Below are 26,884 nucleotides of genomic sequence, written 5' to 3'. Positions count from 1 at the left end.
ATAAATAGATATTTTATATAGAAATGAGAAAGGTGAAATCAACGCTTTCCGTGGGTAAGCGTATCATTTTGTTGTCAGTTTGTATGGCAATGTTTTCAGTAACAGGATTTAGCCAGGGAGCTAAAGGTAAAAAGGTAAAGGGTGCTCCGGTATTCTCGCAGGTGGTCTATCAGGGCAATGATCGGGTGTACAGTGAGAATCCTCTGTCGCCCGGTGAGTTTTATAACCCTATTTTGCAGGGTTGCTATCCCGATCCGTCCATAACTCGCAAAGGGGATGACTATTTTCTGGTGTGTTCATCGTTTGCCATGTTTCCCGGTGTGCCTATTTTCCACTCAAAAGATTTGGTGAACTGGACGCAGATCGGCCATGTGCTGGACCGTACTTCACAGTTGAAAGTACATGATACGGGTATCAGTGCCGGTGTATATGCTCCGGCCATCAAGTATAACCCCAATAATGATACTTTCTATATGATTACCACTCAGTTTGCAGGGGGATTCGGGAATATCATTGTAAAGTCGAAAGATCCTTTCAAAGGATGGAGTGATCCTATTAAGTTGAATTTTGACGGTATCGACCCATCTATCTTTTTTGATGATAACGGCAAGGCGTATGTGGTTCATAACGATGGACCGAAGCGTGGCGAAGAACTCTATAACGGACACCGTGTGATTAAAATCTGGGAGTATGATGTGGAAAACGATCAGGTGATTCCCGGTACGGATCAGGTTATTGTAAACGGGGGCGTGGATTTATCCAAAAAGCCTATCTGGATTGAGGCTCCCCATATCTATAAGAAAGACGGACGCTACTATCTGATGTGTGCCGAAGGTGGTACGGGGGGCTGGCATAGTGAAGTTATCTTTGTGAGTGATAACCCGAAAGGCCCCTTTATCCCGGCTCCGAGCAATCCTATCCTGAGCCAGAGATATTTGGATCATAACCGGAAGAATATGGTAGATTGGGCAGGACATGCCGATTTGGTAGAGGGACCTGATGGCAAGTACTACGGTGTATTTCTGGCTATCCGCCCCAATGAAAAGGGCAGAGTGAATATCGGTCGGGAGACATTTATCCTGCCGGTAGACTGGTCGGGTGAATTCCCCGTCTTTGAAAACGGACTTATCCCGATGGAGCCAAAGCTGAAGACTCCTACAGGTGTTGAAAATAAAACCGGAAAAGACGGCTATTTCCCTAACGGTAATTTTACGTTTACCGAAAACTTCACATCTCCGCAACTGGATTACCGCTGGATTGGTTTGAGAGGTCCTCGTGAAGAATTTATTTCAATTCTGAAGGACGGAGGATTACAAGTCACCCCGTTCCCGGTAAACATAAAAGAAGTGAAACCAACTTCGACGCTTTTCTATAGACAGCAGCATAATAACTTCTCATTTACTACTACTTTGAACTATACTCCGAAAACGGAGAAAGACTTAGCAGGTATCACTTGTGTGCAGAGTGAAAATTTTAATTATGTTTTCGGTCTGATGAAGCAAGATAAAGATTTCCATATGGTGCTGGCGAAGACAGAAAAAGGCAATACCCGCCTTCTTGCAAGTGCAAAGGTGGATATGAAGAATCCAATCCGGTTGCAGGTGAAAGGTGTAGGAGATAATTATGACTTTAGTTATTCGCTGGATGGGAATAATTTCGTGCTGCTGGGTAACACCGTGTCCGGTGATATTCTTTCAACCAATGTTGCCGGTGGCTTTACTGGTTGTCTGATAGGTTTGCATGCTACTTCTGCCAATGATATTCGAGTGAATAATCTAAAGGATGCCTATGCTGATTATTTCACTATAGGATGTGCGGTGAATATGGCGAATTTTAATTCACCTCAACAGATAGCATTGATTACTTCTAACTTCAACAGTATCACTGCGGAGAATGATATGAAACCTCAACCCACACAGCCTGCAGAGGGAAAATGGAACTGGGAAAATGCCGATAAGATTGCTAACTTCGCACGTGCCCATAAGATTGGACTTCGGGGACATTGCCTGGTTTGGCATGCTCAGACCGGAGATTGGATGTTCCATGATGAAAAAGGTGATTTAGTTTCAAAGGAAGTGTTGTTTGAGAGAATGAGAACTCATATTCACACTATCGTCAATCGTTATAAAGATGTTGTTTATGCATGGGATGTGGTGAACGAAGCAATGACAGATGATGCGAAAGCGGAGATTCCTTACCGTCAGTCTCTCTATTACAAGATTGCAGGTGATGAGTTTATTAAAAAGGCTTTTGAGTATGCTCATGAAGCGGACCCTAAAGCATTGCTTTTCTATAATGATTACAATGAAACGAATCCTGCCAAGCGCGATCGTATCTATAATATGGTTAAGAGTATGAAGGCCGAAGGAATACCCATTTCCGGTATCGGAATGCAAGGACACTACAATGTTCTTTCTCCTACGGAAGATGAGTTCAGAAAGGCTCTCGAACTTTATTCACAAGTGGTTGATAATATTCATATTACTGAATTGGATGTTCGTATCAACACTCGGGAACAAGGCGGACAGCTCAGTGTAAATCAGGAGGGTAAGAAGTTGGAACTGACTCCTGAGGCGGATGCGGCACAAGTGGCCCAGTATGATATGTTGTTCCGGGTGATGCGTGATTATAAGCATGTGATTAGTAACGTAACTTTCTGGAATGTGTATGATGGCGATTCATGGTTGGATCGTCGTTGGGGGAATCGTCAGCGTAATTATCCGCTTCTGTTTGATGAGAACCTGTTACCGAAGTCTTCATATTATAAGGTGCTGACTTTCTAAATAAAGGCGTTGATGCGGTTTATTATATGCTCTGTCTCTTCATTCGTGAGTAATGGAGAGATGGGGAGACTTAACTCCTCATTATGGATACGTTCTGTAATGGGGAGTTGTTGCATTCCATATTCCTTTTTCAACGCTTCCTGGCGATGAGGTGGAATGGGATAATGAATCTGAGTAGAAATACCGCATTGGGTCAGATAACGTTGCAATTCATTCCGGCGGGGAGAAAAGACGGGAAAGATGTGGAAGACATTGGCTTCATTAATATGATCCGTATGGACAGTACTTTGTAATCCCAAGCGTTGCCAGTCAATATTTTCTTTATAGGATTGTGCTATCTCCCTCCTTCGGGCATTATCTTTATCTAAGCGGGATAACTTTATGGAAAGAACCGCCGCCTGTAATTCGTCCAATCGGCTGTTTATGCCTTGGTACAAATGAACATATTTTTCTGTGGAACCGTAATTGGCAATGGAACGTGCGGTGGTGGCAAGTTCGGCATCATGGGTGGTTATGGCACCGCCGTCTCCCATGGCACCCAGGTTCTTGGCCGGATAGAAGCTGAAGGCTGCGGCATCACTTAAATTACCGGCTCGCAAGACCGGGCTTCCTTTTCCCGGTAAGCCTTTGTGCCAGATGGCACCATGTGCCTGTGCGGCATCTTCTATGATTTTTAGTCCGTAGCGGTTAGCCAGATCGTATATTCCTTGCACATCGGCTAAACGTCCATATAGATGGACTGGTAATATGGCACGCGTACGAGGGGTAATCAGTGATTCTGCATAGGTGAGGTCTATGTTGCATGTTTCAAAGGCAGGTTCACAGAGCACTGGTCTCAGTCCGGCACGGATGATAGAGAGTATGGTTGCGATGTATGTATTGGCAGGGACGATTATTTCATCTCCGGCATCCATGACTCCCAATTCACGGTAAGCAAGAAATATTAATGTAAGAGCATCCAGCCCATTTCCTGTACTTACACAATGAACTGTATCGCAGTAGGCTGCGAATTCTTGCTCAAAACGAGCCGTCGCCTCTCCATACAGGTACCATCCCGAATGGGAAACACGTAGTAAGGCATCCGACAGTTCAGGCTCAAAGGAAGCATTGATCTTTTGCAGGTCTAAATACTTTATCATAATTTCAATTCGTAAACGTCATACATGATTGCTCTTGCACCGAAACCTTCCTTCTGGAAAAGTAATCCTTCATTCAATATTTGTCCGCCTTGTTCGGTGGAAATGCCGAAGTCGAAGTAACGCTTTTGTTCATAGCGGCTGTATATCAGTTTGTGGAAAAGCAGGTCGAGTGCTCCGCATTTCTTTCCTTGTGTGGAAGCAGCAATGTATTGCACGTGGGCCACTTCTTCGGTTTCGTATATTACGCAACCGCCCAGTGTTTCAGTTCCGTCGCATACTCGGAAAAGGGAAATCTGACGGGGAAAGTTTTTGTGCAGTCGGGTGATTTCTTCCAGTGAATGTACCGGGGCAACGCAATATCGTTCATGTAGGTTTTCTTCCAATATCGACCAAAAAGAGGCGAAGTCCTCGTCTTCTGTGATTGTCAATGCACAGGCTTGTGCCTTTTTCAGTTGGCGACGGCGCAGGGTGCGGAAAGGTAGACGGTCATCCAGTGGAATTACGGATGAGATGCTACGTGCTGTAAGTTGTGCGCCCAAGCGAACGAGGATATATAAATCTTCTTCCGCTGGATAGCGGTGATAAATGTGCGGAATAGCCCGATACACCACTGATTGTACACCGCACTCCGTATGTAAATAATTCAGGGCGGTGCGGAACGCACTTTCGGCTTGCACTAAGGTGATAGAGGCGGAGAGGAGTATTCCGCCATAAGTCAGTCCCTGATGGGAATAAAAACAATCACCGGAAAGGTTGCCGGGAAGCAAGGCTGTTAATTTCTGATTGCAATAAATCAGTAGGGAACAATCCTGAAAACGCTCGGCATGATAGTCCATATAGTCGCGTTGCAGCATGAATGTACCGTTCTTGGAATGGAGCACGAAGCGGTCCCAGTGTTCTTTTTCTTCTGCCGAGTAGCGGACTATGTGCCAGTTTTGATCGGTTACCATGCTTATTCCCATGTATCTGCTTGTTTAATACTTGATAAGTAACGTAAATTTCGTTGGTTTATTATATGTTTGGGGATATTCAGTGTGACGATGGTTCATAAACCGTACCTTAACCGTATCTCAATCGTATCTCAACCCTACTTGCTCCATACTTTCTCCAGTCAGAAGTATCTCTGACCGAAGAAATCCCGGATTTGGTACGGAGCAAGTATATCTCGTGTACAGCCTGAAGAAGTGTAATCTGTTTGACGTGAAAATATCTCGAAACTTAAAAATGTGCCTGAAAATGAAAAAGCTCATTCTTTTTCTTCCCGTCAGGATGGGATAAGAAAGACTATTCGTTATATTTGTAGCAATTTAAAAAACAAACGAAATGAAAAGAATGACTTTGAAATTTATCCCTGCCGTACTTTTGGTAGCTGTATTCTTGCTAAGCTCTTGTAGTTCTGCATATAAGGTGACGAAGGCGGAGGGGACGATGGTGGCGGTTGACTCTACCTGGGATGTAAATCCTGATGCTGAAGCGATAGCATTGCTTGCTCCCTATAAGGTGAAGGTTGACAGTATCATGCTCCGTGTGGTAGGTACTGCAGAAGTAAGCATGGACAAAGGAGCGCCTGAAAGTCTGCTTTCTAATCTGGTAGCGGATGTTCTACGTAATGCAGCCGGACAAGTATTGGGTAAGCCTGCCGATATGGGATTAATAAATATGGGTGGCTTGCGTAATGTATTGACTGAAGGTCCTATTACTTGCGAAAATATTTATGAGATATTGCCTTTCGAAAATTCTCTTTGTGTATTGACCATGAAAGGGGTTTATCTGAAAGAATTGTTCAATAATATTGCAGCATGTCACGGGCAAGGTGTCAGTGGGATGCAGCTTCTGATAACAAAAGACGGAAAACTATTGGAAGGCACGGTTGCAGGCTGTCCGATAGAGGATGAACAGCTTTATACAATTGCTACCATTGATTATCTGGCAGACGGAAACGATGGTATGACTGCCCTGCCGCAAGCTGAGAAACGTGAATGTCCGGATGGGGCTACTTTGCGTGGTTTGTTTATGGACTATGTGGAGCAACAGACTACTGCCGGAAAGAAGATTACTTCCCGTATGGAAGGCAGGATAACTGTGAAAGATGAGTAATCCAGCTTCGCAAGAGCATAATCATAAATTATAAATCATAAATCATGAAACGATATATTCTTTTATTGATGGCAGTTTGCTGCCTATTTTCGATATCCGCACAGCAATCGACTAAAGAGATACCTGTAGAGCCTCTCTGCCTGGTAGCTCCTGACTCTGCCCAGAAAACCAAACAACTGGTGATTCTGCAAACAAGTGATACGCACAGCCGTATTGAACCCATTGCTGTGAATGCTGCCGACCGCTATGCCGGTATGGGTGGAACGGTGCGCCGGGCTACCTTTATTAAGGAAGCGCGTAAAATAAACCCCAACCTGTTACTGTTTGATTGCGGAGACATTTCTCAAGGAACTCCTTACTACAATTTGTTTCAGGGGGAAGTCGAAGTAAAGATGATGAATCTTATGGGTTATGATGCCATGACGATAGGTAATCATGAATTTGATTTCGGTTTGGAAAATATGGCACGCTTGTTCCGTATGGCAAACTTCCCGGTGGTATGTTCCAACTATGATGTGACAGGTACGGTGCTGGAAGGCTTGGTGAAACCCTATACTACCTTTAACCGCAATGGGTTGAAGATAGGCGTATTCGGTCTTGCTCCGAAGATGGAAGGGTTGGTGCAGGCTGATAAATGTGAAGGTGTGGTTTATAATGATCCGATAGAAGTAGCACAGAAAATGGCGGATTTGCTGAAGAATGAGGAAGGCTGTGATGTGGTCATTTGCTTGTCGCACCTCGGTTATCAACTTAAAAATGCTTCTTGTGACGAAGAACTGGCACAGAAAACGAACCATATTGACGCCATTCTGGGTGGGCATACTCATTCCTTTATGAAAGAACCGGCTGTCTACTTGAATAAAGACGGTCAGAATGTACCTGTGATGCATACCGGAAAAAGTGGAATTTACGTTGGTATGTTGAAACTAACACTTGCGGAAGAATAAATATCCCAATCATCTAAGTAATAAATAGTAAAAAAATGAAGAGACCTATTCTCTTTTTGCTTGCTGCCCTTTTGTGGGGTGGCGCAGGATTGCTTCATGCTCAGACAGAAGCGCCTTTTCTCCCTTCAGCGGCAGATGCCCGTTGCAAACAGTGGGTAGATTCTGTATATTCCGGTTTGAACCTGCAAGAAAAAGTAGGGCAGTTGATTGTTACCACCTTTCCTGCCAAAGTGGATAAACAGAAGAAGAAACAAATACGTGATCTGGTTAAGAAATATAAGATAGGAGGTCTGCTGTTTGCCGAAGGTACACCGGAAGAGCAGGCTATACTGACGAATATTGCCCAGAAGAATTCTAAAGTTCCTGTTATGATTACTTTCGATGGTGAATGGGGACTCTCTATGCGCCTAGAAGGTACGCCTTATTTCCCGAAGAATGCTGCACTTGGCTGTATTGAAGACAACCATCTGATTTATGAATACGGGCGTGAAGTGGCACGGGAATTTCGTGAGCTGGGTGTTCATGTGAATTTTGCACCGGATGCGGATGTCAATACCAATCCTTTGAACCCGGTGATCCATGTACGCTCTTTCGGGGAAGACCCGAAGAAGGTGGCTGAAAAGGTGGTCGCTTATAGCCGTGGACTGGAGAGTGGCGGTGTGTTGTCCGTGTGCAAACACTTCCCCGGACACGGAGATACGGATGTGGACTCGCATAAAGGATTACCGTCACTATATTATAACCGCGAACGCCTGGATAGTGTGGAACTGTATCCTTTCAAAGAAATGATACGTGCCGGCTTGGGTGGGGTGATGGTTGGTCATCTGCAGGTACCTGTGCTGGAACCGGATGCTATCACGGCTTCTTCACTTTCCGGAAATGTGGTGACCGGATTGTTGAAAAATGAAATGGGATTCCAGGGGCTGGTGTTTACGGATGCACTGGATATGAAGGGAGTTTCATCTGTGCCCCAGGTTACTACAAAGGCCTTGCTTGCAGGAAATGATATGGTGCTGGTGCAGTATAATACTGAAAATGCTGTGCAAGAGGTGCTGAATGCGGTGAAAGACGGTGTTCTTTCGGAGAAGGTTGTTGAAGAGAAATGTCGTAAGATACTTACTTATAAATATCTGTTGGGTTTACGTCAGCCGCGTCCTCAGTTGCAGGTTAGCGGAATGAGTTATCGTATCCATACAGATGAAGCCAAGGCACTGGTAACGCGACTTCGCCAGGCTGCTGTTACGGTGCTGGGTAATCATTTTGGAGTATTACCGTTGACACCTGTTGGCGACACCCCGATTGCACTGTTGAGTGTGGTCGAAGGTAAAGACAGCATCTTCATTGCTGAGATGAAGAAATTGTCACCTGTTCCCGTGGAGTGTTTTCATTTGGCGAAGGAGATGAGTGGAGATGAGCACCGTGAACTGGCACGCAAACTGGCGAATTATCGGCGGGTTGTAATCAGCATATCAGGTAAAGATACAGATGCGCTTGCTTATGCCGATTTTCTGGCAGGATTGAATCTGCCCGCCCCCGTAGTATATGCTTTCTTCACGTCCTATCGTGCGATGCAACCTTTAGTTCCGGCTTTGAATCAAGCCAGTGCTGTGGTGCTGGGACATTCATCGGAAGCGGATATTCAGCAATATGTAGCGGGTGTACTGTTTGCTAAAGTCCCTGCTCAGGGAAAGCTTTCCATGAGCATCGGTAATCTCTATCAGGCCGGTGAGGGAAGTGTGATTACTCCGGGGATGAAACCGGGACGTATTATTCCTGAAGATTTGGGAATGAAGTCTAATGAGTTGCATCGTATCGATGCTATTGTCAAGGGCGGATTGGCTGCCGGATCCTATCCAGGGTGTCAGGTGCTGGTGTTGAAAGATGGTCAGACGGTATATGATAAGTGTTTCGGTACTCATTCTGATAAAGACACCACTGCTGTACGCCCTACAGATATGTTCGACCTTGCTTCTTTGACGAAGACTACTGCAACACTGCTTGCCGTGATGAAACTTTATGATACGGGTAAGTTGAAGCTGACGGATAAAGCGTCCCAGTATTTGCCAATCTTGCGAAATACTGATAAGAAGAATATTACAATAAAGGATTTGCTTCTTCATGAATCCGGTCTGCCTCCTTATATTCGTTTTTATCTGGAGGCCATCGACCCGAACTCGGTGCATGGACCGTATGCTCAAAGTTGGGTGGATGAGTGGCATCGCACGCAAGTCAGTGAACATAGCTATTATTGTTCAAATTTCAAGTTTAAGAAAGGCTTGGTCGCTGAAAAAGAATCATCTACTTACAACTTGCATGTAGCTGACAAAATGTGGCTGAACAAGAACTTCAAGAATACCATCTTGCAAAAGATTGCCCGGTGTGATATGGACAGTAAGCGGTATGTGTACAGTGATCTTGGCTTTATCCTATTGCAGCAGGTGGTAGAGGCTATAGTTAAGTTGCCAATGGACCTTTATCTGGCTAAAGAGTTTTATGCACCTATGGGCTTGCAACGTACCATGTATCTGCCCTTATTAAGGTACTCCAAACAAGAGATTATGCCTACGGCCGCAAATGATTTCCTGCGCCGTCAGGATTTATGCGGCTATGTGCACGATGAGACTGCCGCTTGTATGGGTGGCATTTCCGGTAATGCAGGTTTGTTCTCTACAGCTACGGAAGTTGCGAAGATATACCAGATGATGCTGAATGGGGGAGAATGGAATGGCAAACGTTATTTGAGTGAGGCGACTTGCCGTTTGTTCACTACGGAGGCCTCTGCCATCAGTCGCAGAGGATTGGGTTTTGACAAACCTAATTTGAAGGATTTGAAGAACAGTCCTTGTGCTCCTTCGGCTACCAATACCGTTTACGGACATACCGGTTTTACGGGTACCTGTGCCTGGGTGGATCCTGAACATGGAACGGTGTATGTTTTCCTCAGCAACCGTCTGTGTCCCAATGTGTGGAATACAAAACTGACTGAGATGAATATCCGTACCAATATACAGGAAGCGATTTATAAAAGCCTGAAATAGTCTGGGTATAGAAATACAGGAGACACGGGAAATACAGTGTTTTTTACTAATTAGTCCAAAAAACTCTGTATTTTCCGTGTCTTTGTGTTCGAAATACTATAACTTTGGTAGCCTTAATGCATAAATGATGATGAAAAAACTATTCCTATTCTTTTTGATGATATACAGTTGTTGTGTCCGCTTTGATGCTCAGGCACACCATCTGTCGGTACCACAATCTCCTGTACCTTCTGTTGAACCTATTATGATACGATCTGTTTCCAATGATGAACGATGCCGGCAGTGGGTGGATTCGGTACTCAACAGGATGAATCTGAGAGAACGTATCGGACAATTATTCATTTATACTATTGCTCCTCAGCAAGATAAGGCAAACCGGGATTTGCTACGTAAAGTTGTGGATGGCTACAAAGTGGGCGGCCTGCTTTTTTCCGGTGGATTGATGGAAAACCAGGCGATACTGACCAATGAAGCACAGAAGATGGCAGATGTTCCGTTGATGATAACCTTTGACGGCGAATGGGGACTTTCCATGCGCTTGCGAGGTACACCAGTATTTCCCCGAAATATGATTCTGGGCTGCATACAAAACGACAGTCTGCTTTATGAATATGGTCGCGAGATGGCCCGGCAATGTCGGGAACTTGGTGTGCAGGTTAACTTTGCTCCGGTGGCGGATGTGAATATCAACCCGAAGAACCCGGTTATCAATACCCGTTCGTTTGGAGAAAGTCCTGCTAATGTGGCCGATAAAGTAATAGCCTATGCCCGTGGACTGGAAGAAGGTGGCGTACTTTCCGTGAGCAAGCATTTTCCAGGTCATGGTGATACGGATGTGGACTCGCATCATTCGTTGCCGAAGTTGACATTTTCTCGTGCACGTTTGGATAGCGTGGAGTTATATCCGTTTAAGAAAGCCATTCAGGCCGGGCTATCCGGTATGATGGTGGGACATTTGGAGGTGCCGATACTTGAATCGAAACGAGGGGTGCCTTCCTCACTTTCCCGTAGTGTAGTGCATGATTTGCTGACACAAGAGATGAAGTTTCAGGGGCTGGTATTTACGGATGCATTGGCTATGAAAGGTGTTTCTGCCAATAACACGAGTATTTGCCTGCAAGCTTTGAAAGCAGGGCATGATTTGCTGCTTGTGCCCCGACGGATTAAGGAAGAAGTAGATGCTATACTGGATGCCGTGAAAAACGGTGAACTGACGGAAGCGGAGATTGAAGCAAAGTGCCGGAAGGTACTTACTTATAAATATGCTCTCGGCCTATCAAAGAAACCTTTTGTTCGCCTTTCGGGGTTAAGTAATCGTATTAATACGGCGCACACTCGTGATTTGATACGGCGCCTGAACCAGGAGGCGATTACCGTATTGAAGAATAAAAACGATGTGCTTCCGTTGGATGTAGATACCCGGGAAGTGGCTGTGCTCAATGTAGGTGATGCAAAAGAAATACAACCGTTCCTGAAGGAGCTTTCCGGATTTATTAATCCTGTTGGTTCAAAAGGAGTACCTGCCATTTTTCAATTGAAAAAAGAGCTACCGGTGGCTGCACGTAAGCAGTTGCGTGATTCACTGTCACAGTATAAACGTATCCTTGTTTGTGTGACGGAACATCGCTTGGCGCCTTATCAGGCCTTCTTTGGGGAATTTGTTCCTGATATTCCAACAGCTTATCTGCTTTTTATACCCGGTAAGCAAATGTTGCAGATACGCCGTGCGGTATCGGCTGCTAATGCTGTAGTACTTGCACATTCATCGAATGATGATGTACAGTGTCAGGTAGCCAGAATACTATATGCCGATGCAACGGCAAACGGACGCCTGTCGGCAAGTATCAGTGACTTGTTTACTACGGGAGATGGACGGACCATTACTCCGAAAACACCGCTTCACTTTGTGCCTGATGAACATGGTATGAACTCCCGTCTGTTGACTCGCATTGATGAAATAGCGAAAGAAGGCATTAAAGAAGGAGCTTATCCCGGTTGTCAGATTGTGATATTGAAAGACGGAAAGGAAATGTATAATAAAGCTTTCGGAACACATACCTGGCTGGGTGCTACGGGTGCTTCTGTCAAAAAACTCTCTACGACCAATATCCCCGGCGCTACTTTACCGGTATCTCCGACAGATGTTTATGATCTGGCTTCGCTGACAAAGACTACGGCAACATTGCTCGCTGTTATGAAGCTGTATGATAAAGGACGTTTGAATCTTACCGATCGTGTGTCAGACTATCTGCCTTGGTTGCAAGATACGGATAAAAAAGATATCACAGTCCGCCAGTTGTTGTTGCATGAATCCGGATTACCTTCTACATTGTTGTTTTATCAGGAAGCTATCGATAAAGAGAGCTATGGAGGAACTCTTTTCAAAGCAAAACCGGATGCTGCACATTCTGTACAGATAGGGGTTCGTACCTGGGCTAATCTGAAATTTAAGTTCCAGAAAGGGTTGACTTCTAAAGTGCGGACGGCAGAGCATACCTTACAAGTTGCCGATAGCTTATGGCTGAATCGTTCCTTTAGAGAAATCTATCAACAAACGATTGTGAAGGCACCGTTGCGCGATCGCCGTTATCGGTATAGCTGTGTAGGTTTCATCCTGTTGCAGCAATTGGTTGAGGCGCGTACGGGCATGTCGATGGATGCTTTTTTGGAGCAGGAGTTTTATGCTCCGATGGGGTTGAAACGTACGGGGTATTTGCCATTGAAGGGTGCAGCTACGGCAGGAACAGCATATGCAGGCATTGTATCTGGTAAGCATACTCCTATACCGAAAGCGGAAATCATACCTTCTTCGGTGGATCCATTCTTGCGGAAGACGGTTCTTCAGGGCTTCGTGCATGATGAGTCGGCAGCTTTCCAAGGCGGTGTATCAGGGAATGCCGGTCTATTCTCCAATGCAACGGAAGTGGCTCAAATTTATCAAATGTTGTTGAATGGAGGAGAGTTGGATGGTAAGCGTTATTTGAGTCCGGAAACTTGTCGTGTATTTACTACTACTGTATCCTGCATCAGTCGTCGTGGTCTGGGATTCGATAAACCTGACCGGCAGAATCCGGCAAAGAGTCCTTGTGCTACGGCTACGCCTGCCACTGTTTATGGGCATACCGGATTTACAGGAACTTGTGCCTGGGTTGATCCGACGAATGGGCTGGTTTACGTTTTCCTTTGCAATCGTATCTATCCGGATGTATGGAATACGAAGCTGATGAAGATGGATATCCGTACACGAATACAGGAGGTGATGTATCAGGCGTTAAAATAGCTATATATAGAAGAAGGGAATAGCCCCCCGCTCACGCGGCCGGTTATTCCCTTTTTCACGTCTTGAAACAATCAATTAATACCAGTCAAACTTATCTGTGTTGCAATGCAAATTATGTTAGAATGCAATACCCAGACGCAGACCGAAATTGCTTAAACCGTCTACACTATAAGTGAACAGGTCGCCCTTGTTCGTGCCATAGCTATAGTAAGCGGCAATGTGCAACCCCGGACCATAAGCCCATGGGTAAATGTTGAGACCAATTTCCGGTGATACATAGAAGCCCCAGGTACTCTTGTTTGCTTCATAAACATTGAAAGTTGATTTCATTTCAGCGTATTGAGGACCTACCTTCACACCAACGTAAGGTTGGAAAGCGCTACCGCGGTCGAAAGTATAACGACCTGCCAGACCGAAAGGTAACTGGAACAATGTATGCTGTTGGTCGGTATTGATGCTGCCGCCTTCACCTACCGGAAGTGTTTGGCGTCCGAAGTATTCGTGATTGCTATGATAAGCCAGGAAAGCACCGAGAGCAAAGTTTGGAGTGACGTAGTAACCACCTTCGAAGCTCATACCCCATCCGCTGGCTTTATCAGCGAAATGGTTGCTCAGGGGGAAGTTGAATTGCCAATCGATATTGGCATAACCGTTATCGGTCAATTGTGCCTTTGCCGGCATGGCGAAGACGAGAGCCAGAGCGGCAACCGCCAGTACTCTCATAGAAATATATTTTATTGTTTTCATACTTGTTATTGTTTTAAACGACTTAACTACTTACTACTAATTATTTATTAGTCAGATATGAAGATTGAGCATAAGCTTGGTTTACGCCTTCAACAGCCAGTTTGGTATTTACAGATGTGGAACCGCTAAGTAATCCGCTCATATAGCTTGTCCAGAGTACGGGCAGCTTTTCTTTTTCGCCTTGTGTGGCTTCCAGATTTAGGAGCTCGGTAATGAATGACCCCGTGCTATAAGTATAAGTCACAGCATACGGATAGTACCATCCGCCCCAGTTACCCCAGTAAGGTGCATCCCAGTAACCTGGATAGTTCCACCACCATTCGGGACGTCCGTAGTCATTAAAATAGTAAGTGCTCTTGATGTAGCTGACCTGTAAACCGAGGTTGGCTTCTTCACGGTCGTCTACGCGGACAAAGCCACGGTTATTCATATTGGTAGCATAGGCTTGCAGAATTTCCTGAGCGCTTTCATCTTTCCAATATTCGGCTTCTTTCTTATCGCCGATGACAAGAATGCTGTCCGGCATGTAGTACGTTTGGAAAGCTTTGAAATCGGCTTTCGAGTCATAATTAGTATAAACCAGATATTTGTTGTCCAGCTTATCCATGTCAGGGTCTTTTTCGCAGGCTGCGAAAGTTAAGACCACCAATAATAGGGGAATTAATTTCTTCATACTTTTATAATGTTTAGGTTATATATAAAAAATCCTGCCCTGGTACCTCAGGCTTTTGGTACATGAACAAGATAAAAAATAAAAGGTTCAGAAAGGGGTGTGTTAAAATTGTATTCTTGGTGAAGAAAGTCTTAAGAAAGTGAGTTTTTGGGATAGAATACTGGTTCGTATCTTATTGGAAATTAATGTTCTGGAGTTTCCTGCCTGTGGGAACGCTTGTTTCTTCACGTAGGAACGCCTGTTTCTTCACGTAGGAACTGGAGTTTCCCTTAATGGAAACGAGCGTTCCCTTTCGTGGAAACGCTCGTTACTCTTAAAAGGAACTGATTTACCTGCCTGCAGACGATAAAACAAGTCCTTATTATCAGTTTATTTCAGATTATCTATCTGATTGATCTTTTCTAATTCTTCTGCTGTGAATTTCGTATTTTTGATACTTTGCAGATTGTCATCCAACTGTGCTACAGAGCTTGCTCCGATAATGACTGAGGTAACCATATCATCTTTCAGCAACCATGCCAGAGCCATTTCAGCAAGAGTTTGTCCGCGTTGCGTGGCAACTTCGTTCAGGGCTTTTATCTTCTTCAGCGTTTCGTCAGTCAATGCCTCTTTTTTCAGGAACCCACCTTTGGCAATGCGTGAGTCGTCGGGAATACCGTTCAGGTAACGGTTTGTCAATAGACCTTGTGCCAGAGGAGAGAAAGCAATGAAGCCTGTACCGTTTTCTTTAGCTTGTTGCAGGATACCTTCTTCTTCCGGTTCGCGGTTGAAAATGTTATATCTTCCCTGATAAAGCAGGCAATGCACATCTCTTTCTGCCAGGTAACGGTAGGCAAATTCGGCTGCTGCTTTCGGATATTTTGAGATACCGACGTACAGGGCCTTACCTTGCCGCACAATATCTACGAGGGTTTGCAGAGTCTCTTCCAACGGAGTGTCGGGATCGTAGCGGTGTGAATAGAAGATATCCACATAATCCAGATTCATGCGTCGCAGGCTCTGATTAAGGCTGGTCATCAAGTATTTTCTGGACCCCCATTCGCCGTAAGGGCCGGGCCACATATCATGTCCTGCTTTCGTGGAAATGAACAGTTCGTCACGATAAGGCATGAACGATTTCTTCATGATCATTCCGAAAGTTTCTTCTGCTGAACCGTAGGAAGGACCGTAGTTGTTGGCAAGGTCGAAATGGGTAATCCCTTTGTCGAAAGCGTGGTGTGCCATTGCCTGTGAATTAGCGAAAGTATTGACGTCGCCAAAGTTGTGCCACAAACCTAATGATATTTCGGGCAGCAATATGCCGCTTCGTCCGCAACGGCGATACTTCATGCCGTTGTCGTACCGACTGCTGTCGGGAGAGTAAATGGGGTTTATCATTGCTATTAAGTTTAAGTGAGAATACAAAAGTAAGTGATTTTATCGGAAAAGAACAGATTGTACTGTCGAAAAGTATAGCAAAGCACAGCGGATTTCTTAGTGAAAGATGTCGGAATAGGAGCGTTGTGAAGATTGCAAATAAAATCAGGCTTATTAATTATTGTATTAATAAAGAATGATTATATTTGCAACATGATACTTTTTTAACCAGTCAATATGGAAAGCTCAAATTACATCATGAGGGAAATTACTCCCTTGTCCGATCGCGATTGTTTTTATATTGCCGATCGTCGTAAGACAGAATTTACTTATCCTATTCATTGTCATGCTGAGTTTGAACTCAACTTTACAGAGCATGCGGCCGGTGTCCGCCGTGTGGTAGGAGATTCAGCCGAAGTTATCGGAGATTATGATCTGGTGTTGATAACCGGCAAAGAGTTGGAACATGTGTGGGAACAGCATGAATGTGACTCTAAAGAAATCCGTGAGATTACAATTCAGTTCTCGCCCGACTTGTTTTTCAAGAACTTTATGAATAAGAACCAGTTCGATAGTATTCGTTGTATGCTGGAGAAAGCTCAGTGCGGTATTAGTTTTCCTATGCAGGCCATTATGAAAGTATATAATTGGTTGGATCGACTGGCTTCGGAGGAACAAGGTTTTTATGCAGTGATGCATTTCTTGAGAATACTTTATGAGCTATCGCAATATGATGATGCGAAAGTATTGTCCAGTTCTTCTTTTGCTAAAATAGAAACTTTCTCAGATAGTCGTCGCGTGCAAAGAGTGCAGAAGTATATTGCCGATCATTATCAGGAGGATATTCGCTTGAATACTTTGGCGGATATGGTAGGCATGACGCCTGTTTCATTCAGCCGTTTTTTCCGGTTGCGTACGGGGAAGACGCTTTCTGATTATATCATAGATATCCGTCTTGGTTTTGCTACCCGTTTACTGGTGGACTCTGCACATACGATTGCTGAGATATGTTATGACTGTGGTTTTAATAACTTGTCCAATTTCAACCGGATATTTAAACGGAAGAAGGATTGTTCGCCGAAAGAGTTCCGGGAGAATTATAGAAAGAAGAAGATAGTGATCTGATTTTGAACTTTTAGTATTTGGCATATCGTTTGTCTTACTCTTAAAAGAGGTATTTCCCTACTCAACGAAGAATTGTACAATGAAAGGATAAAATAATATCAGTTGGAGTATTAGGATATCGCTACATTTGCAAATAGAAAAACATATTCTAATCTATTGGAAAATATGCAAGCGAGAAAGTCTTTATTAGTTGGAGCATTTATATTAGCAAATATTTCATTGAAGGCCCAGGACAATGGTGGATGTGATGACTGTCCGGCTTTCAATGCAAGTGGAAAAGTGGAAGTGCGTGGAGTGAAGGAGCGAATTATTGGCGATTTATCTCAACCTATATCTGCACGTGTAGAGAATCTCATCAGCAAGATGACACTTGAAGAAAAGGTGGCTCAGCTTTCTAATGAAACAGATAGCATACCGCGCCTGAATCTCCCCTCATATAATTATTGGAATGAATGCCTGCATGGAGTGGCTCGTGCGGGTGAAGTGACTGTGTTTCCACAAGCTATTAATCTGGCTTCTACCTGGGATACATTATTAATTAAGAAAGTAGCTTCTGCCATCTCTACAGAGGCTCGCCTGAAATATTTGGAAATAGGAAAGGGACTTACTTATTGGTCTCCTACTATTAATATGGCTCGTGATCCCCGCTGGGGACGGAATGAGGAAACTTATGGTGAGGACCCTTATTTGACTTCCCGTTTGGGGGTAGCTTTTGTGAAGGGATTACAGGGAGATCATCCCGATTATCTGAAGACGGTTGCTACAATAAAACATTTTGTTGCCAATAACCAAGAAAATGACCGTTTCTCCAGTTCTTCACAGATACCCACCAAGCAGTTGTATGAATATTACTTTCCGGCTTATGAGGCATGCGTAAAGGAAGCGGATGCGCAATCTGTAATGACTGCTTATAATGCCTTTAACGGAGTGGCTCCGAGTGGCTCAACCTGGCTTTTAGGAGATGTTCTGAGAAAAGAGTGGGGATTTGACGGATTTGTTGTTTCTGATTGTGGAGCTATTGGAGTCATGAACTGGCAGCACCGGGTTGTAAACTCATTGGAGGAAGCTGCTGCTTTAGGTATAAATAGTGGTTGTGATTTGGAATGTGGGGGAACCTATCGCGAGAAACTGGTAGCAGCTGTAAAGATGGGATTGGTTTCAGAACAAGCTATTGATAAGGCTTTGACTCGCGTATTAACAGCACGTTTTAAATTAGGTGAATTCGACCCTATTGAACTTGTTCCCTATAATCATTATGATAAAAAGTTACTTGCAGGAGAAAAATTTGGGAAGCTAGCTTATGAAGCTGCGGTTAAATCCATCGTACTTTTAAAGAATGACAATGATTTCTTGCCTGTAGATAAGAAGAAGATACGTTCTGTAGCTATCGTCGGTCCATTTGCTGATAATAATTATCTGGGCGGATATAGTGGGAAACCTGTTCATAACGTTTCTTTGCTTCAGGGTGTTAAAGATTTAGTAGGTAAAAAAGTGAAGGTTTCATACATGGAAGGCACTTCCGTGATTTCTCCGGTTGGTTCGGAGTATTTGGTAGCTTCTGATGGGGTGAGCCAGGGACTTACTGCTGACTATATAAGTGGGCACAATCTGAGTAATATCCCTTTGTTTTCAAGAATTGATAAGACTGTGGGTTTTGACTGGGGAGATGGTACACCGGATGAACGTTTAACTAAAAATAATTATTCTGTCAGATGGAGTGGATATCTGAAAGCTCCGGTAAGTGGCAAACATACTATTGGTATGTATGCGGATGGTGGAGTGCGCATTTGGTTGAATGATCGTTTAGTTTTGGATAAATGGAATGCTCGTGGTTTACAGTTTTATTCTGTAGAGGTTCCGTTTGAGGCAGGCAGAAAAATGCCAGTTAAAATAGAATATATAAATAAGACGGGTGCTGCTGCTTGTATGTTGGTTTCTGATTTTGGAAATTCAGATCAAATAGATAAGGTGAAAGAATTTGTATCCGGGGCGGATTTAGTATTGGTTGCTTTGGGGAATGATGAAAAGTTGGCTCGTGAAAATCGTGATCTGCCTTCCATTTATTTACCTATGACACAGGAATTGCTGCTAAAAGAAATCTATAAAGTGAATCCTCATACTGCCTTGATACTCCACACGGGAAATCCGTTAACTTCAAAATGGGCTGCAGAAAATGTCCCTGCTATTCTTCAAGCTTGGTATCCGGGACAAGAGGGAGGTAAGGCTTTGGCTGGCATTTTGTTCGGTTCAGAAAATCCATCGGGTAAGTTACCGATGACTATTTATGAATCGGAAGAGCAGTTGCCGGATATTTTGGATTATGATATTTGGAAAGGTCGTACCTATCAATATTTGTCAAGTAAGCCTCTTTACGGATTCGGACACGGTTTAAGTTATTCGAACTTTGAGTATACACATTTGCAAAGTGATGGTGTGGTTCGTCCGGATGGTACTTTGCAATGTTCTATTGAAATTAAAAATATAAGTGATGTAGCAGGAGAAGAAGTTGTTCAGGTATATATTTCCCGTGAAAATACTCCGGTTTATACTTTCCCGTTAAAGAAATTGGTGGCTTTTGCGAGAGTGGACCTGAAACCGGGTGAAAGTAAAACGGTTACTTTTACAATTGCTCCCCGCCAGCTTTCTATATGGCAGGAAGGAATATGGAAGATGCTTCCGGGGAAATATTCCTTGTTTGTGGGAAGTGGTCAGGAAGGACTATCTAAAGGAATAAATAGGAATTTTGAAATAAGGGTAGAATAAGGTTAGTTGAGTCAGGATATAGGTGCTTTTTTAGGGGAAAAGATTGTTTTAATGGATAGTTTATAGTCTGTGATATGATGCTTTTTTATTCTTATATTGGGATAATATAATATAGGAATACTTTTCTTGAAATGTATTAATTTAACTTTTAACTATGTTAGGTAAAAACTCTTCAACTCGTTTTATATAACGTGTTTGAATGGGGTATGCCTTCTGATCAGATACTTATTGCATAGTGTCGAAATAGTATTAGTTAATGATAAAATTGTACTTGTTTATCATAGAGACGGCAGCTATATTTGCAGTGTTGAAGAATTTATTATTTTAAATCAGTGTTATATATGAAAAACATTATGTTGTTTCTGATGACGCTCTTAATGAGTAGTCATGTGATGGCTCAGGAATCCATCGTTACCGGTACTATTACTGATGCTAACGATGGTTCTCCATTGATTGGAGCCAATGTGTTGGTTAAGGATGCCGGGGTAGGTTCCATTGCTGATACGGAAGGTCGGTATAGCGTGAATGTCCCTAAAGGGAAAAATGTGCTGGTCTTCTCATGTATAGGTTATAAGGAACAAACGATAACCTTGAAACCTGGACAGAGAACTCTGAATGTAAGAATGGCAGAGGATACGGAATTGCTTGATGAAGTCGTGGTAGTTGGTTACGGTACGATGAAGAAGAGTGATTTAACGGGATCGGTCACCAGTATTAAGAGTGATGAGTTGATGAAAACCAATCCGATCAGTATCAATCAAAGCTTGCAGGGGCGTATTGCTGGTGTACAGGTTAATCAGAATGATGGTGCTCCGGGAGCAGGTGTAAGTATTCAGATCCGTGGTGCAAACTCATTCTCTACATCTACGGAACCGCTTTATATTGTGGATGGTATTCCTTTCACAACCAGTGGTACTCCGGGGACCGGTAAGGATGGTATGCTTCAAACGACCAATCCGCTTTCTGCCATCAATCCGGCAGATATTGAATCTATTGAAATCCTGAAAGATGCTTCTGCCACTGCTATCTATGGTTCCCGTGGTGCCAACGGTGTTGTACTGGTTACTACAAAACGCGGTGCTAAGGGCAAAGATAATATTAGTTTCAGCGCTAATTTCGGAATCTCCAAAGTGGTGAAGAAGATGGATATGCTGGATGGTTATACGTATGCTAAATATCGTAATGAGGCTGCGGAGATGTTTAATAAGTATGATGGGGCAAATGAAAAAATACCTTATCCGGGAACATCCACTGTTGATCCGGCTACAGGAGAAGCGGTATACTCTCCGGGACCGGACGATTACAGAAATGGTAAGTATCCAAGTGTGAATTGGCAGGATGAAGTGTTTGAGACAGCTTTTTCTCAGGAATATAACTTGAGTGTTAGTGGTTCCAGTGATAAAGGGTATTATGCAATTTCCGGTAACATATTGGATCAGGAAGGTATTATTAACAACTCTGGTTATAAACGTTATACATTCCGTGCAAATGTAGCTCGTAAAGTACATGAGTGGATTGAAATCGGAACTAATATGAGTTTCACTAATTCATTGAATAAGTTGGCAAAGACAAACTCAGTCAGTGATGGTATTATTCGTGGAACTTTGTTTTATCCAGCTACTGCTCCTTTGGATGATGAAACGAATAATGCTCAGTTGAACTGGTTCTCTTCCAACCCATATGTTTATACGCGTGCAGCAAAAGATGAGCTGACTACTAATACATTCTTCTCTTCTTCTTATCTGGAGATAACTCCGATTAAAGATTTAAAACTCCGTCAGAATGTAGGTTTCTCTTATAATGGAAACGAACGTAATGTGTATTATAACCGTGAGACAGTGGAGGGTAAGGATCCGGTGAACGGCTATGCTTCTAAAGCTGATAACTGGGCAAAGAATCTGGTACTCGAAACAATGGCTACTTATAACAAAGAGTTTAATAAGAATCACTCTTTGAATGCAGTGGTTGCTTTCTCTTATGAAAAAGGTGATTATGGTAATAAAGCCATGACTGCCACCGGTTTTCCGCAAGATATAACAGAAGATTATGATATGAGTGCAGCCGTTAATCCGGGTAAGCCGACCAGTGGGCGCGGCATGACTTCTTTGGTTTCTTTCCTGGGACGTGCCAATTATAGTTTAATGAACAAATATCTGTTCACTGCTTCTTTCCGTCGAGATGGTTCCAGTAAGTTTGCTCCTGGTAATAAATGGTCGAACTTTGCATCAGGTGCTATTGCATGGCGTGCCTCGGAAGAAGAATTTATTAAGAGACTGAATATCTTCAGTAACCTGAAAGTACGTGCAAGTTATGGTCAGACAGGTAATCAGGCTATTGGTGCTTATGCTACACGCGATTATTTGACTGTGGCCAATTATCCTATTAATGGTGCGCTTGCCAGTGGTTTTGCCAACCTAACCTGGAGAGGTCCGGCAAATCCGGATTTAAAATGGGAAACAACCAGCCAATATAATGTGGGTGTGGATATGGGATTCTTTAAGAACAGAGTAAACTTAACAGTTGATCTTTATTATAAGAAGACATCAGACTTGTTGCAGAATATACAGATTCCTCAAAGTACAGGCTTTTCTAACATGACTACGAACTTTGGTAATGTAACCAATAAGGGGCTTGAAATCTCCGGTAAGTTCTATGCAGTGGCAACAAAGGATTTTAATTGGGATTTCGATGCAAATATCTCTTTCAACCGTAATAAGATTAGTGGACTTCCCGGTGACCAGTTTGCACAAGGATGGAGTAAAGCTGATAATGTTTTCTTGCAACGTAATGGATTGCCGATCGGTACAATTTATGGTTTTGTAGAAGACGGATTCTATGATAACATTGCAGAGGTGAGATCAGATCCTTTCTATGCTAATGAATCGGATGCTGTATGTAAAGCTATGATTGGTGAAGTGAAATATAAGGACCTTGATGGCGTAGCCGGTATTACAAACGCTGACCGCCAGATTATTGGAGATACCAATCCTGATTTTACATTTGGTATGACGCATAATTTCTCTTATAAGAACTTCTCTTTGAGTTTCTTCCTGCAAGGATGTGTGGGAGGTGATATTTTCAATGCTAACTTAATGGAAGTAACAATGAGCGGTATCGGTAATATTCCACAAGAAATGTATAATACCCGGTGGACTCCAGAAAACAGAGCGATTGCGAAATGGCCGAAAGCTTATGCTGGTTATGGTAGAACTATGAAATTGTCTGATCGTTATGTAGAAGACGGATCTTACCTCAGAATGAAAAATATTAATTTGGGTTATAAATGGATACCTTCATTTAAAGGGATAGAATCAGTGAATCTATATGTTTCTGTAAGCAATGTATTTACAATCTCCGGTTATAGTTGGTTTGACCCGGATGTAAACTCTTTCGGTAGCGATTCTTCACGTCGTGGAGTGGATATGTTCTCTTATCCAAGTAGCCGTACTTTTTCATTCGGTTTGCAATGTACATTCTAACGTTTAATTCAATTCAAAGAAAGTTATGAAAAAGATTATATTAAAATCAGTCATATTGTTGTGGGCGGCTGTGGCTGCATGCTCTTGCGACAACCTGTTGGAAGAGAAAGCATACGATTTTGTTTCTCCTGAGCAGTTGGGAGACAGTGAAAGTGCTGCTTCACAACTTGTAACAGGAGCTTACAATACCATTATTACCAATTTTATTGCTCCGGGTTCTTATCTGTATCTCACGAATATGGATTGTGACTATGCTTCTGGTGCTTCATGGGCATTTGGTAATGTGGGAGCTGGTAATCCGCAGGGATTTTGGGGAATAGACCACATGTGGCAAGGGTGTTATACATTGATTCATCGTGCTAATTTGGCTACTTCTAAGATTACTGCAATGAACAATCTAACCCCTGAAAGTAAGGAAGATGCTTTAGGACAATTATGTTTCCTGAAAGCATGGGCTTATTTTAATCTGGTCAGAAATTATGGTCCGGTACCTATTTTCAGAAAATCTATATCAGAAGGTGAAGATATGCATCAGGCTCGTTCTTCCGTAGCTGATGTTTATGCACATATTATTGAACTACTGGATCAGGCAGAGAATATGTATTCTAAAAATGATGCGGGTTTTATCGAAGGACATGCTTCAAGTGGTGCAGCAAAAGCACTATTAGCAAAAGTTTATGCAACAATGGCATCAGGGGCAATGTCCGGAGTACCCATTGTTGTTAAAGGTGGAAAACCTTCTAATCCGGAACCACAAGCAATTACGCATACCGCACAAACTGTGGCCGGATATGAAAGTTTTGATTCGAAAAAGTATTATGAGCTGGCACGTGATAAGGCATGGGAAGTAATACAGGAGTATACCTTGTTTGATAAATATATGGATGTGTGGTCCATTGCTAACCGTAATAAGGGGGAACATATCTGGATGGCTCAGGCTAAAAGTGCTGATGCTGATTTTGGTAATACGATTTGCCAGGACTATGTAGGTATCTTTAAGGAAGACGGTACGATGGAAGGTAACTGGTATGGAATGCGTGACCACTGGTATTTACTTTTTGAAGAGAAAGATAAGCGTGCTGTAGACGGAGTTATACACCGGTATGCTTCTGGTGGTATTTCTAATGGAAAGGTGATTTATAATTATTATCCACGTTGGTATGCTGATAAAGTAGCCAATAAAGAGGTTTATGATAGTGAAGGCAATGCATTTGATGGTACGGAAGTATATCAGGAAGGCGAAGGTTGGACATTAGCAAAGTTGACTAAATTTACATTTGTGACAGATCGTAAACAAAAGAACAGTGATTTCCATTTTCCACTGCTTCGTTTGCCGGATATTATGCTGATTTATGCGGAAGCTGTGAATGAATTGAATGGTGGACCGGATGCTGAGGCTTATAATCAGGTTAATAGAATCCGTACACGTGCAAATGCGACTCCGTTCTCTGGCATGAATCAGAATGAGTTCCGTTCTGCTGTACTTGAAGAACGTGCCCGCGAGTTGGCGTATGAAGCAGATCGTCGGTACGATTTATTCCGCTGGGGTATTTATTTGGGAGTAATGAATGCTATTGATATGGATGAGCATAATGTTACTAAACGTCGTTTGGAACGTAATTTGCTTTATCCGCTGCCTATTAGTGAAGTCAATGCCAATGATAAGATTGACTCTAATAATCCGGGTTGGTAATGAGTATTCTGTATAAACTTAAATGAAGAAACAATGAAAACATTAAAATATACTTTATTAGTTTTGGCGATATTAGGGTGTGGTGCATTCTCATCTTGCTCTGATGATGATGAAGCGATTGCTCCCTTAAGTGTAGCAAAGGTGTCTACGGTGACTGACCGTAAGGAAGCTATTGATAAAGCTAATCTTGCACAATATATTATTGTGCAAGGTACTGGGTTGAATGCTGTTACATCTATTTTAGTGAATGATGTTCCGGTAGACATGTTAGAGGCATACATAACATCCAATGAAATTACATTTCCTATTCCGAGGGTGATTCCTGAAAATGTAAATAATCTGATAACCTTGTCAACTGGTAGCGCAACGGTAACCACACCTCTTTCTGTCTTTGTCCCGGATTTGCGGATTGATGGTATGTATAATGAATTTACTCCTGCAGGCGAAATGATGAAAATTGTGGGAGACTATTTTGATCTGTATGAGATAACTACTGAATCGGGTAAGTTATACTTTGGTGACCGTGAGATGGAAATTGTAAGAGCGGTACAGGATACTTTATATTTCAAACTTCCTACTGATGCTGCAGTTGGTGCTAAAGTTAAAATAGTCAGCCCGGTTGCAGGAGAGGTAATGGTTCCTGGAAAATATAAAGAAAAGGGCAATATGCTATGTGATTATGACCCATTTACAGGATGGGGAGGTGGACAATATCTGAGTAGTGGTCCTACCCCGGTAGCTATTAGCGGACAATATTGCCGCTTCAATATAGCCAAAGGCGATGCAAATGATTGGGACTGGAATTCAGTGACTGGTATCTCACAACTTGCTGTTGAGTATTTCCCGGAAGTACTGGCCAATCAAAATAATTACTTGCTGAAGTTTGAAGTGAATACATTGAAGCCTTTGACTAAGCGTCAGATTCGCTTCTATTTCTCTCAGATAAATTATGACTGGGAACCTTTTGCTTCAGGACTTGCTTTAAATACAAATGGTGAGTGGCAGACAGTAACTCTTGAATTGGGTACAATGTGGAAGGGAAGTGTTCCTGCCGATGGTGTTCTACAGATCATGGGTAACAGTTATGCAGAAGATACCGATATCAGTTTTGACAATTTCCGTATTGTGCCTAAAGACTAAGTACTGGCTATATCCTTTTATAAGGTTAAAAGAACAGTTTTTCAGATGAGAGTATAATTTCAAAAGAGAGGCAGTTATGAAAAACGAGCTACCTCTCTTTTATCCTTTAAAAAAGCTTGAATGATGATACGAAAAATCCAATATATATTTATTCTATTATGTTTACCTGTCAGTTTGTTGGCACAAGAGAAATTTAATATTAGAGGAGTACTTCCTTGGCATAACTTTCTTTCAGGTCCTACGGGCTGGAATTTGGAAGACTATCGGGATTATCTGGACGAATGTCAGCAATATGGTATTAATTTTATTGGATTTCATAATTATACCGGTGGGGGTGAACGTTATGCCACTTATGTGGAACCGATGATCAAGATAGAATATAAGGATATTCTTCCTCAAGCTTGTTTTGATAATTCTCTTACTGCACGTTGGGGGTATTTGCCCATGAAAGTGAAAGATTATGCTTTCGGTACTGACCGTGTATTTTCTTTGCCGGAAGGTGCGGAGGCTTTTGGTAGTGATGCTTCTGTAACTTCTTCTACTCCACGAGAGCATTATGAGAAATCGCAGACGTTGATGTGTGATGTTTTGAGCATGGCTCATGAACGTGGTATACGTATGGCA

At 42.9% G+C, this 26,884-nt stretch carries 15 protein-coding genes and 1 pseudogene; 11 read left to right on the top strand and 5 right to left on the bottom strand.

The features are described from left to right. Window positions 1-83: 83 nt before the first annotated feature. Window positions 84-2,783, top strand: a complete 2,700-nt coding sequence (locus BWI44_RS00945; protein WP_394368903.1) for an endo-1,4-beta-xylanase — start codon at window positions 84-86, stop codon at window positions 2,781-2,783. Here BWI44_RS00945 and BWI44_RS00940 read toward each other — a convergent pair. Further along, on the bottom strand, window positions 2,780-3,922 hold the full coding sequence (locus BWI44_RS00940; RefSeq protein ID WP_195208805.1) for a DegT/DnrJ/EryC1/StrS family aminotransferase: 1,143 nt from the start codon (window positions 3,920-3,922) through the stop codon (window positions 2,780-2,782). The two genes, BWI44_RS00945 and BWI44_RS00940, sit on opposite strands and share 4 nt — an antisense overlap. Further along, window positions 3,919-4,884 carry a GNAT family N-acetyltransferase gene (locus BWI44_RS00935; protein WP_286810433.1) on the bottom strand — a complete coding sequence of 322 codons (966 nt, stop codon included), beginning with the start codon at window positions 4,882-4,884 and terminating at the stop codon, window positions 3,919-3,921. The genes BWI44_RS00940 and BWI44_RS00935 overlap by 4 nt, the downstream gene beginning before the upstream one ends. A 361-nt stretch (window positions 4,885-5,245) precedes the next feature. On the opposite strand from BWI44_RS00935, the gene BWI44_RS00930 reads away from it, so the two are divergent. The 4 genes from BWI44_RS00930 to BWI44_RS00915 all read left to right on the top strand — a co-directional run bounded on the left by BWI44_RS00930 (window position 5,246) and on the right by BWI44_RS00915 (window position 13,284). Beyond that, the gene (locus tag BWI44_RS00930) at window positions 5,246-6,019 is read left to right on the top strand and encodes a 5'-nucleotidase C-terminal domain-containing protein (RefSeq protein ID WP_195208807.1); all 774 of its coding nucleotides are present in this window, start codon (window positions 5,246-5,248) and stop codon (window positions 6,017-6,019) included. A gap of 44 nt (window positions 6,020-6,063) precedes the next feature. Then, window positions 6,064-6,966 (top strand): bifunctional metallophosphatase/5'-nucleotidase, encoded by a 903-nt coding sequence (locus BWI44_RS00925; protein ID WP_195208808.1) that lies wholly within the window; start codon window positions 6,064-6,066, stop codon window positions 6,964-6,966. A gap of 35 nt (window positions 6,967-7,001) precedes the next feature. Then, window positions 7,002-10,004: a serine hydrolase domain-containing protein gene (locus BWI44_RS00920; RefSeq protein ID WP_195208809.1), complete on the top strand. Its 3,003-nt coding sequence runs from the start codon at window positions 7,002-7,004 to the stop codon at window positions 10,002-10,004. A 130-nt stretch (window positions 10,005-10,134) separates the two neighbouring features. Then, on the top strand, window positions 10,135-13,284 hold the full coding sequence (locus tag BWI44_RS00915) for a serine hydrolase domain-containing protein (RefSeq protein WP_195208810.1): 3,150 nt from the start codon (window positions 10,135-10,137) through the stop codon (window positions 13,282-13,284). A 117-nt stretch (window positions 13,285-13,401) separates the two neighbouring features. On the opposite strand, the gene BWI44_RS00910 is transcribed toward BWI44_RS00915, so the two are convergent. The 3 genes from BWI44_RS00910 to BWI44_RS00900 form a co-directional block, all read right to left on the bottom strand. Then, window positions 13,402-14,031: an outer membrane beta-barrel protein gene (locus BWI44_RS00910; RefSeq protein WP_117691817.1), complete on the bottom strand. Its 630-nt coding sequence runs from the start codon at window positions 14,029-14,031 to the stop codon at window positions 13,402-13,404. Between the two features lie 40 nt (window positions 14,032-14,071). After that, entirely contained in the window at window positions 14,072-14,704 is a 633-nt protein-coding gene (locus tag BWI44_RS00905) for a DUF4136 domain-containing protein (protein ID WP_117691815.1), read from the bottom strand. Window positions 14,705-15,073: 369 nt separating this feature from the next. Then, a complete protein-coding gene (locus BWI44_RS00900; protein WP_118423148.1) occupies window positions 15,074-16,081 on the bottom strand; it encodes an aldo/keto reductase in 1,008 nt (335 codons plus the stop codon). Window positions 16,082-16,297: 216 nt separating this feature from the next. Between BWI44_RS00900 and BWI44_RS00895 the strand changes: the two genes are divergently transcribed. From BWI44_RS00895 to BWI44_RS00870, 6 genes and pseudogenes are all read left to right on the top strand, one after another. After that, the gene (locus BWI44_RS00895) at window positions 16,298-17,185 is read left to right on the top strand and encodes a helix-turn-helix domain-containing protein (RefSeq protein ID WP_007660335.1); all 888 of its coding nucleotides are present in this window, start codon (window positions 16,298-16,300) and stop codon (window positions 17,183-17,185) included. A 165-nt stretch (window positions 17,186-17,350) separates the two neighbouring features. After that, a complete protein-coding gene (locus BWI44_RS00890) occupies window positions 17,351-19,948 on the top strand; it encodes a beta-glucosidase (RefSeq protein WP_195208811.1) in 2,598 nt (865 codons plus the stop codon). Window positions 19,949-20,289: 341 nt separating this feature from the next. Further along, on the top strand, window positions 20,290-23,427 hold the full coding sequence (locus tag BWI44_RS00885) for a SusC/RagA family TonB-linked outer membrane protein (protein WP_195208812.1): 3,138 nt from the start codon (window positions 20,290-20,292) through the stop codon (window positions 23,425-23,427). A 25-nt stretch (window positions 23,428-23,452) separates the two neighbouring features. Continuing rightward, the gene (locus BWI44_RS00880; RefSeq protein WP_118216648.1) at window positions 23,453-25,120 is read left to right on the top strand and encodes a RagB/SusD family nutrient uptake outer membrane protein; all 1,668 of its coding nucleotides are present in this window, start codon (window positions 23,453-23,455) and stop codon (window positions 25,118-25,120) included. Between the two features lie 33 nt (window positions 25,121-25,153). Further along, window positions 25,154-26,260, top strand: a complete 1,107-nt coding sequence (locus BWI44_RS00875; RefSeq protein WP_118423151.1) for a glycan-binding surface protein — start codon at window positions 25,154-25,156, stop codon at window positions 26,258-26,260. Between the two features lie 120 nt (window positions 26,261-26,380). Next, window positions 26,381-26,884: pseudogene (locus tag BWI44_RS00870) on the top strand (hypothetical protein); the annotation flags it as partial.

This window comes from Bacteroides sp. Phil13 (assembly GCF_001940965.1).
GTDB classification, from domain to species: Bacteria; Bacteroidota; Bacteroidia; order Bacteroidales; family Bacteroidaceae; genus Bacteroides; species Bacteroides intestinalis.
This window is presented reverse-complemented; position numbering and strand designations above follow the sequence as displayed.

Coding starts and splice junctions, on each gene's coding strand:
- BWI44_RS00945 (WP_394368903.1), top strand. CDS start 84: ATGGCAATGTTTTCAGTAACAGGATTTAGCCAGGGAGCTAAAGGTAAA.
- BWI44_RS00940 (WP_195208805.1), bottom strand. CDS start 3,922: ATGATAAAGTATTTAGACCTGCAAAAGATCAATGCTTCCTTTGAGCCT.
- BWI44_RS00935 (WP_286810433.1), bottom strand. CDS start 4,884: ATGGGAATAAGCATGGTAACCGATCAAAACTGGCACATAGTCCGCTAC.
- BWI44_RS00930 (WP_195208807.1), top strand. CDS start 5,246: ATGAAAAGAATGACTTTGAAATTTATCCCTGCCGTACTTTTGGTAGCT.
- BWI44_RS00925 (WP_195208808.1), top strand. CDS start 6,064: ATGAAACGATATATTCTTTTATTGATGGCAGTTTGCTGCCTATTTTCG.
- BWI44_RS00920 (WP_195208809.1), top strand. CDS start 7,002: ATGAAGAGACCTATTCTCTTTTTGCTTGCTGCCCTTTTGTGGGGTGGC.
- BWI44_RS00915 (WP_195208810.1), top strand. CDS start 10,135: ATGAAAAAACTATTCCTATTCTTTTTGATGATATACAGTTGTTGTGTC.
- BWI44_RS00910 (WP_117691817.1), bottom strand. CDS start 14,031: ATGAAAACAATAAAATATATTTCTATGAGAGTACTGGCGGTTGCCGCT.
- BWI44_RS00905 (WP_117691815.1), bottom strand. CDS start 14,704: ATGAAGAAATTAATTCCCCTATTATTGGTGGTCTTAACTTTCGCAGCC.
- BWI44_RS00900 (WP_118423148.1), bottom strand. CDS start 16,081: ATGATAAACCCCATTTACTCTCCCGACAGCAGTCGGTACGACAACGGC.
- BWI44_RS00895 (WP_007660335.1), top strand. CDS start 16,298: ATGGAAAGCTCAAATTACATCATGAGGGAAATTACTCCCTTGTCCGAT.
- BWI44_RS00890 (WP_195208811.1), top strand. CDS start 17,351: ATGCAAGCGAGAAAGTCTTTATTAGTTGGAGCATTTATATTAGCAAAT.
- BWI44_RS00885 (WP_195208812.1), top strand. CDS start 20,290: ATGAAAAACATTATGTTGTTTCTGATGACGCTCTTAATGAGTAGTCAT.
- BWI44_RS00880 (WP_118216648.1), top strand. CDS start 23,453: ATGAAAAAGATTATATTAAAATCAGTCATATTGTTGTGGGCGGCTGTG.
- BWI44_RS00875 (WP_118423151.1), top strand. CDS start 25,154: ATGAAAACATTAAAATATACTTTATTAGTTTTGGCGATATTAGGGTGT.